At 40.1% G+C, this 13477-nt stretch carries 12 protein-coding genes; 7 read left to right on the forward strand and 5 right to left on the reverse strand.

Annotation, left to right across the window (positions count from 1 at the left end; translation table 11 throughout):
• Window positions 1–20: 20 nt before the first annotated feature.
• Window positions 21–1667, forward strand: a complete 1647-nt coding sequence (pgi, locus tag KO530_RS02870) for a glucose-6-phosphate isomerase (protein WP_216046893.1) — start codon at window positions 21–23, stop codon at window positions 1665–1667.
• Between the two features lie 299 nt (window positions 1668–1966).
• On the forward strand, window positions 1967–2137 hold the full coding sequence (locus KO530_RS02875; RefSeq protein ID WP_216046894.1) for a DUF3545 family protein: 171 nt from the start codon (window positions 1967–1969) through the stop codon (window positions 2135–2137).
• Between the two features lie 54 nt (window positions 2138–2191).
• Here KO530_RS02875 and ung read toward each other — a convergent pair whose 3' ends face one another.
• Genes ung through thrA form a run of 4 tightly spaced genes read right to left on the reverse strand, consistent with a single transcriptional unit; the run spans window position 2192 to window position 7603 of the window.
• Entirely contained in the window at window positions 2192–2854 is a 663-nt protein-coding gene (gene ung / locus KO530_RS02880; protein WP_216046895.1) for a uracil-DNA glycosylase, read from the reverse strand.
• On the reverse strand, window positions 2855–4141 hold the full coding sequence (thrC, locus tag KO530_RS02885) for a threonine synthase (RefSeq protein ID WP_216046896.1): 1287 nt from the start codon (window positions 4139–4141) through the stop codon (window positions 2855–2857).
• Window positions 4142–4189: 48 nt separating this feature from the next.
• Window positions 4190–5137, reverse strand: coding sequence for a homoserine kinase (gene thrB / locus KO530_RS02890; protein ID WP_216046897.1), 948 nt, complete (start codon window positions 5135–5137; stop codon window positions 4190–4192).
• A 3-nt stretch (window positions 5138–5140) separates the two neighbouring features.
• Complete coding sequence (thrA, locus tag KO530_RS02895) at window positions 5141–7603, reverse strand: bifunctional aspartate kinase/homoserine dehydrogenase I (protein WP_216046898.1); 2463 nt, start codon at window positions 7601–7603, stop codon at window positions 5141–5143.
• Window positions 7604–8211: 608 nt separating this feature from the next.
• Between thrA and KO530_RS02900 the strand changes: the two genes are divergently transcribed.
• A complete protein-coding gene (locus KO530_RS02900) occupies window positions 8212–8622 on the forward strand; it encodes a universal stress protein (protein WP_216046899.1) in 411 nt (136 codons plus the stop codon).
• A 455-nt stretch (window positions 8623–9077) separates the two neighbouring features.
• Here the strand turns inward: KO530_RS02900 and KO530_RS02905 are convergent, their stop codons facing one another.
• Complete coding sequence (locus KO530_RS02905) at window positions 9078–9491, reverse strand: MarR family winged helix-turn-helix transcriptional regulator (protein ID WP_216046900.1); 414 nt, start codon at window positions 9489–9491, stop codon at window positions 9078–9080.
• A gap of 99 nt (window positions 9492–9590) precedes the next feature.
• Between KO530_RS02905 and KO530_RS02910 the strand changes: the two genes are divergently transcribed.
• The 4 genes from KO530_RS02910 (at window position 9591) to aceK (ending at window position 13471) form a co-directional block, all read left to right on the forward strand.
• A complete protein-coding gene (locus tag KO530_RS02910; RefSeq protein ID WP_216046901.1) occupies window positions 9591–10046 on the forward strand; it encodes a DUF2798 domain-containing protein in 456 nt (151 codons plus the stop codon).
• 25 nt (window positions 10047–10071) lie between these two features.
• A complete protein-coding gene (locus KO530_RS02915; protein ID WP_216046902.1) occupies window positions 10072–10797 on the forward strand; it encodes a siderophore-interacting protein in 726 nt (241 codons plus the stop codon).
• A gap of 87 nt (window positions 10798–10884) precedes the next feature.
• Window positions 10885–11454: a gamma-glutamylcyclotransferase gene (locus tag KO530_RS02920; protein ID WP_216046903.1), complete on the forward strand. Its 570-nt coding sequence runs from the start codon at window positions 10885–10887 to the stop codon at window positions 11452–11454.
• A 310-nt stretch (window positions 11455–11764) separates the two neighbouring features.
• On the forward strand, window positions 11765–13471 hold the full coding sequence (aceK, locus tag KO530_RS02925) for a bifunctional isocitrate dehydrogenase kinase/phosphatase (protein WP_216046904.1): 1707 nt from the start codon (window positions 11765–11767) through the stop codon (window positions 13469–13471).
• Window positions 13472–13477 lie beyond the last annotated feature (6 nt).

Raw genomic sequence — 13477 nt, forward strand, 5'->3', positions numbered from 1 at the left:
ATATAAAAGAGAATTGATAAATGTCTTTAGTAAATCAAAGTGAACAATGGAAAACCCTTGAGAATTTGGCTAGCTCAATAGCTGGTCAACACATGCGTGATTGGTTCGATGCTGATCACTCCAGAGCGGCTAAATACTACCTCGAAGGCTGTGGCATCAAGCTAGATTATTCTAAAAACTTAATAAACCAAGAAATACTTGAAGCATTGTTTAGTTTAGCTGAAAGTCAACAAGTGACGGCCAAGCGCGACGCCATGTTCGAAGGCAAGATTGTTAACCACACTGAAAAAAGAGCTGTGCTGCATACGGCTTTGAGAAACTTTTCCGGTGAAGCAGTTTTAGTCGATGGCGAAGATGTAATGCCAGAAGTTCTAGCAACACAAGAAAAGATTAAAGACTTTGTCCATTCAATCCACTCTGGTGCGCACCTAGGCTATACAGGTAAAACAATTAAACATATTGTTGCTATAGGTATTGGTGGTTCATTTTTAGGCCCTAAAATCATGTCTGAGGCCTTGAAGCCTTATTGGCATAAAGGTATTTCGGTACATTACGTTGCCAATGTGGATGGCTGTCATATTCAAGATGTGTTGTCTGAGCTTGATCATACTGACACCTTGATTGTGATGTCCTCTAAATCCTTTACGACCCAAGAGACATTGCAAAATACCCTGACGGCTAAACAATGGTTCCTTGACCAAGGCGGCAGTCAGAGCGATATTGCTAAGCACTTTGTAGCAGTCTCATCTAACGTCAAGGCTGCTGTAGATTTTGGGATGGACGAAAATAACATATTTCCGATGTGGGATTGGGTTGGTGGCCGCTATTCACTTTGGTCAGCCATAGGTTTACCGATTGCGTTAACCATCGGCTACCAAAATTATCGTGAGTTACTTGAGGGTGCTTACGAGATGGATTGCCACTTCAAAGAAGCTCCTCCAGAACAAAACCTACCAATGTTATTAGGCTTGCTTGGAATTTGGTATACCAACTTCCACGGCGCTCAAAGTCATGTTTTGCTGCCTTACTATCACTATTTACGTGGTTTCCCAGCTTACGTTCAACAATTGGATATGGAAAGTAATGGTAAATGTGTGGCAGGTTTGAATGAGCAAATCGATTATGCCACAGGACCTGTCATTTGGGGCAGCGAGGGAACCAATGGCCAGCACTCGTTCCATCAATTAATTCATCAAGGGAAAGTGCTTATCCCTGCTGATTTTATGTTTCCTTTAAACGTACATAATCAAGATGACACTCATCACGCTATGTTGGCTTCAAATTGTTTTGGTCAAACCCAAGCTCTGATGCAAGGCAAAACATATGAAGAGTGTTATGCCGATTTAGAAAGTGCAAATTTAGATGAACAAACCCGTCAGTCATTAGCCACCCATAAAACTATGCCTGGTAACAAACCGAGCAATACTTTGTTGTTTGACCAACTAGATCCCAAGACCCTTGGTGCTCTAGTGTGTATGTATGAACACAAAGTATTTGTGCAAGGAGCGATTTGGGGTGTGAACTCATTTGACCAATGGGGTGTTGAGCTTGGAAAAGTGCTGGGTAACCAAGTTTTAGATAAACTGGTTAATAGCGACGCCAGTTTGGATTTTGATAGTTCAACAAATCAATTAATTTCTGCGTTTAGGGCTGCCAATAAAAGTTAATCGCCAACCCTGTTGAAAATACGGTTTGCTGCTCGCCATTTATCATCAATGAAAGGCAGCAAACCGCTATTAACACAAGTTCTATTTTTAAACATAAACACTGCAATTCGCTCACTTTACCAGTAACTTCCACTTTTTTGTCATCAAATATTCATGTTTTATTAACAAAAACTAAAAGTAATAGTTTTATTTTTATAGCGCCTGTGGTAAATAATTACTCGGACAGGAAAACTAGAGTAGGAAATGCTAGTTGACTGTCTAGCCTTATTTGCGCCAAAAACAATAAATGGAGACGTAAAGTGGATACAAAAGAATTATTGTCAATGATTGACACCGAATCCCGCCCTTCTAAAACTAAAAGCAAAAAGCGTAAGTGGAGAGAAATAGAAGCGATTCAAGATCGCTATAAACTAAGAAAAGAGCTCGAAGATATGGATATGTCGTTAGAAGCTGAATTAGCTAACCTATAATTAATAAACGAAAGCCCCACATTGTTGGGGCTTTTCTTTTGCAGCTATAGATATCTAACCAATTTGCCAATTTATTGGTGAGTGGCCTTGGCGTATCAGAATTTGATTCACTTGGGAGAAGTGTTTGCATCCTAAGAAGCCCCTATGTGCTGACAAAGGCGATGGATGAGGTGCACTAAGAACATGCTGTCGATCATGCTCAACTAGCAGACCTTTTTTTTGTGCATGACTTCCCCACAATAAGAACACTAAGCCTTGCCGATTCTGATTCAGTTGTTTTATCACTTTATCAGTGAAGATCTCCCAGCCGATTTTTGCGTGAGAGTGGGCTTTGCCCTGCTCTACCGTTAATACCGTATTAAGCAGTAACACACCCTGCTGTGCCCATTGTTTCAAGTTGCCATGGGTTGGGATTCTAAAACCTTCAATATCTTGCGCTAACTCTTTGTAAATATTCTTTAATGACGGCGGGATTTTAAGGGTTGATTCTACGGAAAAACTTAGGCCATGTGCTTGTCCAGGACCATGATAGGGATCTTGACCTAATATAACGACTTTAACATCCGCAAAAGGGGTAATATTGAATGCGCTGAAAACATTCTCAGCAGGCGGATAAATGATTTTACCCGCCTTACGTTCAGCCGCAATAAATTGCTGCATCTGTTGAAAGTAAGGCTGTTTTTTTTCAGCCTTAATTATTTCATCCCAAGTAAGCATTTACGCTTGCAATGTTTTAAACAAATGCGCCTTGAGTTGCTCGTAATCGTTAGCCAGCTCTACCGAGAAGCTTTCTTTACCAGCACATTCTGCCAATGGCTGTGGCAAGCTAATAGGTTGTCCTAGCACATTCTCTACACTTTCTCTGAATTTCGCTGGGTGGGCAGTTCCTAAGAATATACCGGTCTCACCTGGCTCGATAAAACGAGTTAACGATTTGTATGCTATCGCGGCATGAGGCTCACTCACATAACCAAGTTGCGCCAACTGTTTCATCGCTACTTGAGTGTAATCTTCATCAACCGCATCGCCTTGCAACATTTCTTTGTCGATTAAACCACGTTCAATTAAGGCTTCGATTCTTGGCCAGTTATTAGGCTGACTAACATCCATTGCATTTGATAATGTGGCTACGGTAGCTTTCGGATCCCATTCTCCCGTTTTAAGATAACGAGGAACAGTATCATTAGAATTGGTCGCGGCAATAAAGCGTTTAATTGGAAGCCCCATCACTTTAGCAATCATACCAGCGGTTAAATTACCAAAATTACCGCTTGGCACAGAAATTACCACGTTTTCACGTTCTTCTTCTGACAACTGCGAAATGGCTTCAAAGTAGTAACAAACTTGCGCAAGCAAGCGGCTAATGTTGATTGAGTTTGCCGAATTTAAGTGCAAACCTTGGCGTACATCTAAATCATCAAATGATGTTTTCACCAACTGCTGACAAGCATCAAAATCATCTTCGATTGCAACTGTGTGAATATTATCACCCAGTGTCGTGAATAGTTTTTCCTGCAATAGGCTAATTTTGCCTTTAGGGTACAAAATCACGACATTAATATTATCTAAACCATGAAAGGCATGTGCCACAGCAGCTCCGGTATCACCTGAGGTAGCAGTAAGGATAGTAATAGGTTCACCTTTTGCAATCACAGACAGCACTTGGGCCATAAAGCGGCCACCAAAATCTTTAAACGCTAGTGTCGGACCATGGAACAATTCGAGGCTATAGATACCGTCGGTTACTTTTGCCAACGGCGCTTCAAAGTAAAAAGCTTTCTCTACAATGCTTTGAATTTCGTGTTTGGGAAGCTCATCGCCAATCAATTGTGACAATATTTCCACTGAACGGGGAACGAATGGCATATCCAAGATTGCTTGGATATTTTCGAATTTAGGAAAAACCTTTGGAAAGTAAAGTCCTTGGTTTTTACCTAACCCTTTTTTTACCGCTTCAGCGAAACTTACTTTGTCGCTGTCATCTTTTAAATTAAACAATTCCACTTGATTACTACCTTCATTTTATCGGTTTACCAGCATCTTAGGGCTGGTTTATGAGACAACCGCACCTTGCGTATCAATCTGGCAAATATGACTAAAACCAGTGTCATTCTGAATATAGTTTTCAGATAACCAATGTTGAATACCTTGTGCTTGCTCTAAATTATTACAAACTGCAAATACAGTTGGGCCTGAACCTGAAATACCGAAGGCTAAGCCTCCATTGCTCATTACGAAATCTCTGCTTTCATCGAACTTCGGCAGTAAAGACTTACGATAAGGTTCTGCTAAAACATCTTTCATTACCGCTGCTGCCAGCGCTTCATCTTTTCGATAGCTTGCGTCTACAAATACAGCTAGTTGCTGACCAAAGGTGATAGTTTCGGCCATGGCAATTTGCTTAGGCAAAATATCTCGCGCTGCGGCGGTCGAAACACTGATCCCTGAATAACAGACCACCCAATACCAGTTTTCAAATACCGGTAAAGACAAGGCAATTTGATCGGATTGACTGTTCATCAAGGTTAATCCACCGACAAAACATGGTGCTACATTGTCGTAATGTACGCTGCCGCTGATTTGGCCTTCCAACTCACCCATCAACAATAATAACTCGTTTGCATCAAAGGGTTCATCAAAAAATTGATTTAGGCCGTGTAGCGCCGCCACTATCGAACTAGCACTTGAACCTAAACCACTACCAATGGGTAGATTCTTACGCAGTACCATTGCCACTTCGGCAGTCGGTAAACCACGTTCACGCAATTTTTCAGTGAATAAAGTGTAGCAGTCAAAAACAATATTTGATTTGGGGTCTGCAGGTAATTTATCTGCAAAACGCCCTTCTACTTTTAAACTAAACGTATCAGCAGAGCTTACGTCTACCTGATCACCCAATGGACTGCCATCAATAGGGGTTAATGCCGCCCCGAGCAAGTCAAAACCAAGACTAACATTGCCAATAGATGCTGGCGCGTAAGCTGTAATGCTTTTATTCATCGATTAGATATCCTGTTTCCATGGCATGGTGCGCAATACATCAGCAAAAACCCCTGCTGCAGTCACGGTAGCACCAGCGCCATATCCGCGAATTACATAAGGAATAGGCTGATAATAATGACTATGTATGGCAAGGGCATTTTCACCTTCTTTAATCGAATACAACGGGTGGGTGCTATCAACGGCTTTTAATGCAACCTTGCACTGACCTTTTTCAATTGAGCCCACATAACGTAAAACTTGCCCTTGTGCTTTAGCATCTTCAACCAATTTTTGATAATGCCCATCCAAACTAGGCAAGTTTGCCATAAACTCATCAATAGTACCGCTGGCATCAAAGCTGTCTGGTAATACTGATTCAATTTCAATATCCGTTAACTCTAATTCTAAATCTGCTTCACGGGCCATGATCAATAGTTTTCTGGCAACATCCATACCCGACAAATCATCACGAGGGTCAGGTTCAGTAAAGCCATTCTGCTTAGCAATTTGGGTTGCCTCCGAAAGGCTGTGGCCTTCATCTAACTTTCCAAACACGAACGACAATGAACCAGAAAGGATACCTTCAAAGCGTTTTAATTCATCACCTGCATAAATTAGTTTTTGCAAATTGTCGATGACCGGTAGTCCAGCACCTACAGTGGTTTCATATAAAAACTGGCGGTTGGTTTCCTGCGCCATAGAACGTAGCTTTTTATAGTAAGCGATGTCACGGGTATTGGCTTTTTTGTTGGGAGTGACCACGTGGAAACCGGCAGACATGAAATCTGCGTACTGACCGGCAATGTGTTCATTGCTAGTACAGTCGATAATCACAGGGTTAATTAAGCTATTTTGTTGTACAAAGTCACTTAAATTTTCAATAGACAGTGACTTGTCTGCACTATCTAGTTGAGCTTGCCAACTACTGTGTAAATCAATACCGCCAGCTTGCAATAGTAACTTGCGACTATTGGCGATACCGTACACTTTTAAACTAATTCCGCGTTCAAACAAGGGTTGTTGTTGACGGGCCATTTGCTGCAATAACTCTTTTCCTACATTGCCGCACCCCACAAGGAAAATATCAATGGAGTGGGAATTTGAGAAAAAATTCTGATGCACAACTTTTACTGCCTCTTTAGCTCGATTTTTTTCAATTACTGTAGAGATTGATCGCTCAGAAGAGCCTTGAGCAATAGCGACATTGTTCACTCTAGCCTGAGCCAATGAACTGAAAAACTTAGCTGCTAAACCTTTAGAATGGCGCATGCCGTCACCCACAAGGGTAACAATCGCAAGTTCATGTCTTACTTCAATTGGATCCAACAAATTATTCGCCAGTTCCAATGCAAAAGCATCTTCCAATAAATTTTGTGCCTTTTCAGCGTCTTTACTGTGAATACAGAAGCTAATGCTGTACTCGGACGAAGACTGGGTAATCAGGCTGATGGAAATATTCGCGTTAGACATTACTTCAAAAACACGACTAGCCATACCAACCATGCCTTTCATACCGGGGCCGGCGACATTGAACATTGTCATATCATCAAGATGAGAAATACCTTTGACGCTTGTCCAAATTTCGCTGGACTCTTTACCAATTAATGTCCCAGGAGCAGCAGGGTTTAAGGTGTTACGAATTAAACAAGGAATGTGATGTTGAGCAATAGGACCAATGGTTTTTGGATGCAAAACTTTTGCGCCAAAGTAAGACAATTCCATGGCTTCTTGATAGGTTAGTTTGTCTAGTAACACGGCACCATCTACTTGATTAGGATCCGCATTGTAAACCCCATCAACATCGGTCCATATTTCACAACATTCCGCGTCTAAGCAGGCCGCAAGAATGGCGGCGGAATAGTCTGAACCATTGCGTCCAAGTGTCACTTTCTCGCCTTCGGCGTTTACCGCTACAAAACCTGGCATAATCAAGATTTCAGATTTATCGTAAACAAAATCCGAGAAGCGCGCTTTGCTCACTGCAACATCGGCGATACTATCTAAATATTCACCTTCGGCAACAATGTAATCTACAGGATCAATAATGTGGTTTTTCTGGCCAAGGGAGTTCAATATTTCACTGAAAATATTCACACTCACATATTCGCCCATACTTAAAATTTTGGCGGTAATTTGGTCTGGAGCACAACGCAATAACTGAATGCCATCTAAATGCTGTTTCAACTCGACTAAAATCGTGTCAATAAAGCCGCTCAAACGAGCTTTACGAAAAGCAGGCAATTGGGCTGCTAAATCGCTGGCAATACCATTTAATGTCATTTCTAATTTGGCATACAATTCGCCAAAGTCGCTTCCCGCACTTGCTTGTTCACACAACAACGACAATGCATTTGTCACCCCTTTGGGAGCTGATAGAACCACTGCTGCACCGTTTTCTTCATGGCTCGCTAAGCTGATGTCTTTAACTGACAAATACCGTTTAGCGTCAGCCATTGAAGAGCCACCAAATTTCAACACCTTCATTTATTGCTCCTGTTTACTTCTGTTCCGCTGCTTTAGATTCGCATTTTAATTTCGCACTTCAACCATGTGAATGTGGCATATAATTTTGCTGTAAATAACAAAAAGCCCGCTTGAGTCGCGGGCTTTTTTAAATTTCTTTACGCACTAGCCAGCGACCAACTCATTTGAGGTGGTAATCATAATCATGCCGATGGTGCTTATTATTGTTTTCATGGGGTTCAATTTGCCGTATAGACGTCTATATGTCAACCGTCAATGGGAGATTTGTTATTGTTTTATACTGATCTATTTACTCTAAGGTAGAATTAAATGGATTGAATAGGGCTTTTCTCCCATATTTGGTCAAATAAATAACCCACCCTAATATTTAATCCAGATTTGAAACAATCACAGCATTCATATTAGCCTTGCACAGTCCGCTATAGATTAGAAGCGTTATGGCTCTCTTCTCCAGCAATGGGTATTTATCGTTGAACGAATTTTAGTTGTATTCTAAGCACTGCCCCAAATACTAGCTAATATTGATTTACATCATATATTTACAGTTATATTGTGAGTAATATAAGGAACTAGAAAGACTTCACATTGATAACAAATAAGGAGCAATTATGTATAAAACTATCCTATGTGCTATCGAAGCATCCACAGAAGGAAAACTCGTATTAGCCAAAGCAGCTGAGATGGCAGGTCTTTACGGCAGCAAATTAATTGTTATGCATGTATTACCTTACAAGTTATTGCCCAAGGATTACCAGAAAGAATTGAAGGACAAAATATCGCCAAAAATTGAAGAATTATGTGCAGACTTCAATATTCCTAAAAAGAATCGCATTATTAAGGTAGGTAAACCTTATGAATTGATATGCAATGAAGCCATCAAAAGAAAAGCAGACTTGATTATGCTAGGAACTCATTCTAAAAAAGGCATTCAAGCATTAATCGGTTCTACCGCTAATGGCGTCGCTAACTATGCCGATTGCGATGTTTCTTTAGTAAGAATCGCAAAATCCATCAAATAAGCGCGAATTTACATTCTAGCCATTGTTACCTGCGAGTTCGCAGGTAACAATAAATGTATAATCTGATAAATGATTACCATCACTTTGCTTTATTCGTTTGGCAATCTTGTTAATAACAAGGAAGCTGGTTTAGGGAGGCATGGTATCCATTATTATATTAGGTAACCGAATAGCACTTCAGCTTCGAACAATGCCGCACTGCCGAGCATTTGCCTAACACTCAAATAGACTTGCAGGTATAGGTGCAAGCCGTCGTCGTTTGAAAAGTTAATCTAACGACACCTTTGCTAATTTGAAACGCCTTAGTCCGATACAATATCGAAATCAGGCCTTGATTGCCGCTTAGAAATGAGTCCAACTTAATGGGGTCACTTCAAATTTGCTGGCCTTTTGCATTCTGGCAATTATCTTTGCATTCCTGCGTCTTGTTCTATGCGGACTTGGCTAGATATCATTTATTTCAAGTTACTTTTAAACTTTTTAGCCAGCTCAATGAAGTTCGCTACTTCTTGAGGTTCAATATCTTTGAGCATAGTCTCAAACACTTGTTTTTCGATTTTATTAAATTTGTCGATGAATTTTTTACCACGGCTAGATAACGATAAAATTTGACTACGACCATCATTTTCATTGCAGCTTTTGATCACCAATTCCTGATTCACGAGTTCTTTAATCAAACGATTTATCTGTGCTTTATCGCGGACCATAAAGGTGGCCAACTTTTGTCCCGTGCAGTCATCAATCTTTGAAATCACCTTTAATGACTTCAAATGCATGGGGGATAAGTCTGAATCTAATTGTTTAACCTGCTCAATAATAGTATTGCGCACAGTATGTAAAAGGCTAAAAAGCGCTTCATTTAATTCCATTAGTTTTCCACCTGAATGTCATTGCCAACAACATAGTTGACAATATCAACCAAAATCAATATAGTAGACTTTATCAACTTTATTTTATTAGGTATAGAAATGCAAATTAAGTTAAAAAATGTATTGGTGATTTTAACTATTGTCAGCACTTTAGTTGCTTCAATTACCGCTATTATGACATACGCAAATTTACAGCCAACACAAAATTTTTTAGTCACATGGATTAATTCATTTATGTTTGCCATTGCAGTGATGCTACCTGCCGGTGGCGTTATTTTTTTAGCAATGAACAAATTGGTGGAGCAGTTTTTTTCAGCTCTTACGAATATACAAAAAAAGCTGTTACACGGGATTTTGATGGCCATAACAATGGAGTCATTAATGGCTGTTATCACAACATTGCTCCATCATGATTATGTGACTTTCGCTCAGTACAGCAGCCTTATCATCACAAGCTTCTTATACGCACTGCCAGTAGGGCTAGCTTTCGCTTGCTTAATGGTATTTGTGATTCGTCCTAAACTTCAGCGTTTTTTAGCTGAATCATCTATTTAATTTTCAATTTATAAAGGAGCAAACCATGGGTCCAAGAATGCGTATGACAACAGTGAAATCGGTGATTGATTTGTCTCCCCACATGAGACGCATCGTGTTAGCTGGAGACGAACTTGTAGATTTTCCTAACGATAAAAAAAGCGCGCATGTGAAAGCAATCTTTCCGAATCCCAATTCACCGCAAAAGATGCCTAAACTAGGTATGTATATCGGTTTTAAAAAATGGATGCGTTCCTATACTGTGCGTGACTTTGATAGCGTAAATTCTCAATTAACATTAGATTTTGCAGTCCATGATCACCAAGGTTTAGCCAGCAATTGGGCGGCTAATGCCAAGCCTGGTGATTATCTAGGGATTGCAGGGCCGGGAGACACAAAACATCCAGATTTAAATGCCGCTAATCATCTATTCTTTGGTGATATAACCGCCCTGCCCGCTATCGCTGGCACATTAGAACAATTGCCTAAGAACGCGCAAGGCAAGGCATGGATTCAAGTACCTGAATTATCAGATAAACAGGCGTTAGACGCCCCCGAAGGCATTAAAATTAACTGGTTTATTACCCCTGATAAGTTAACTAAAGACTTTTTATCAGCATTATCATCACAGCCTAGAGAGCTGCGCGACACTGCTATTTTTATCGCAGCAGAGGCTAGCATTGTCAGGCAATTGAAGGCTCATCTAAATGAACACTGTCAGTATGATAAAAATAAGTTGTACGCTAGCGCCTATTGGAATCAGAAAAAATAGTACGGTCTAGATTGGATTCTTTTACTAAAAATCTGGTGTAAAGTGTGGGGTAATTTCGAGATTACAGTAACAGAATAGTATTTTTAGATGGCTTTCGATACCCAAGCAATTAACAAACAACGTCAGAATCTAGCTGACTATGATGAAATCTGGCTATTCGGCTATGGCTCTCTCATATACAAGGTAGACTTTGATTATATAGCCAGTGAATATGCGTATATTAATGGATATGCGCGGCGTTTTTGGCAAGGAAGTCATGATCACCGTGGCACACCTGAAAGCCCTGGAAGAGTACTCACACTAACTCCCGTTCAAGGGGAGCGATGTTTTGGTAGGGCCTTTAAAGTAAACCATGAAGTTTTTGAACATTTAGATCATCGCGAGAAAAATGGCTACCTGCGCCATGAAATCCCTATTCATTTATCAAATAACCGGATCGTAAATGGATTAATTTACATTGCTAGCCCTGATAATGCAGCCTATTTAGGTGAAGCGAGTATTGAATACATTGCAAAACAAATATTCAATTCATCTGGGCCCAGCGGATTAAATCGTGATTATGTGTATGAACTCGAAGCCGCGCTAAAAGAGCATGATGAAGTTGACGAGCATGTATTCCAAATCAAATCTTTACTTAAAAGTTTGGAAAAATCATAGAATAAATCGAAGTTTAATAACCAAGACAATTTAGTAACGCCTACACGTATAAAGCACATCTTGAGGTTTGTTTTTATCCGGCGGGTTTTCGATAAACTCAATGGAGCCGAGTTTTGCTACTTTCGCCTACATTTCAGGTTGAATATCACCAGATAAAACAATAACGAAAACTCCGTTGCACTATTTGCGTCCTATAGTTGAATTATCACAAATTAACACAGCAAAGTTCAGCACCTCACTTTTTTACTTATTATTAGATAGTTTTGTGTTTCAATAACACTTTAATCAAATTTATACTGTGACAGAAGCTATGCCAAGCATTCAAGAAAAAGTGGCCTATCAGATACTTTATGGTTTTGAAAAAAACTACCGTTGGTTTTGTAGAATCACCTCTGGGGCAAAACAACGTTTCGAGCAAGCTCAATGGCAAGCCACCCAGCTTGCGGTAAAAGAACGCATATCTATTTATGAACAAAGTTTAGCTGATACTATTTCTGAGCTTTATGCATTGATTAACCCACGCCAACAGACCCATCTATTCTGGCATCAAGTTAAAAACCTTTTCGCCCTTCAATTAGAGCAACATCCCCAATATGAATTGGCCGAAACCTTTTATAATTCGGTGATCGGTAGACTGTATAAACACAATAAAATTGATGAAGAGATTATGTTCGTCTTGCCTAGTCGATGTTATATCCCTGGGCAAGATAAACATAAAGTAGTCAATAGCTTTGATACTAGCGGCACTGTCGGCTCGATGATGGAAGCGATTTTAGCCATGTACCGATTTTCTATTCCCTATGAAAATAAACAAAGTGATATCGAGCAACTTGATCAAGCACTTAGAGCACGGTTAGACAAAGCTCAACTGGCCTCGGTACATACGGTAGAGATATTAAAGCCGGTGTTTTTTCGCGGAAAGGCCGCTTATTTGATCGGTCGAATTTGTATGCCCGATGAAACCCTTCCCTTCGTTATCGCTTTATTGATCAATGAGAAAAATGAACTTCAGATAGATGCTTTGCTAACCAGTAATAAAGACTTGAGCGTCATCTTTGGTTTTGCCCGCGCCTACTTTATGGCAGATACCTTGTATCCAGCTGAAATAGTAGCTTTTCTACAAGAGTTAATGCCTAACAAAAAGAATTTCGAACTGTATATGTCAATTGGTCATTATAAACACGGTAAAACCGTCTTTTATCGCAATTTTCTACAGCACTTAGAGAATACCGACGACCAATTTAGCATTGCCCCTGGGATTCGCGGATTAGTAATGGCAGTGTTCCATTTACCGTCTTACGGAGTAGTCTTTAAAATTATAAAAGATGAATTTCCAGAGAGTAAGAGAGTCACTCGCGAGCAAGTCAGAGAATGCTATCGTTTGGTCAAAACCACAGATCGTGTAGGACGCATGGCAGATACCCATGAATACGTTAACTTCCGACTGCCGAAACACCGAATGGAGCCAGCTTTACTAGAAGAGTTGCAAGCCGTTGCAGGTAAAAATATAGAAATTAAGGAAGACGAAGTTATCATCAAACACGTCTACATAGAACGTAAGATGACTCCTTTAAATATTTTTTTGCAAACTGAAACCGATGAAACAAAAATTTACAATGCTATCAATGATTTGGGATTGTGCATTAAACAAATCGCCGCCGCCAATATATTTCCTGGCGATATGTTGCATAAGAACTTTGGGGTTACCCGTCATGGCCGCGTGATTTTCTATGATTACGATGAAATTTGTTTGATGAATCAACGTACGTTTAGAGAACTTCCTAAATCAGACGACCCTTTTGCGATGGACACACTGTCAGTTTCTCCAGAAGATGTTTTTCCAGAACAATTTGAACATTTCATTGTCGGAAAACGCCACTTAAAAGATCTCCTTAAAAAATTACATCCAGACTTGATGACTGCAAAATATTGGATTGAAGCACAAAACAAAGCTGCAACAGGGACAGTGCAACATTTTACGCCCTATAGCTCAGAATTGCGTTTCAAACGCCAGTAAACCGCA

It is taken from the genome of Aliiglaciecola lipolytica, assembly GCF_018860635.1.
Taxonomy (GTDB): Bacteria; Pseudomonadota; Gammaproteobacteria; order Enterobacterales; family Alteromonadaceae; genus Aliiglaciecola; species Aliiglaciecola lipolytica_A.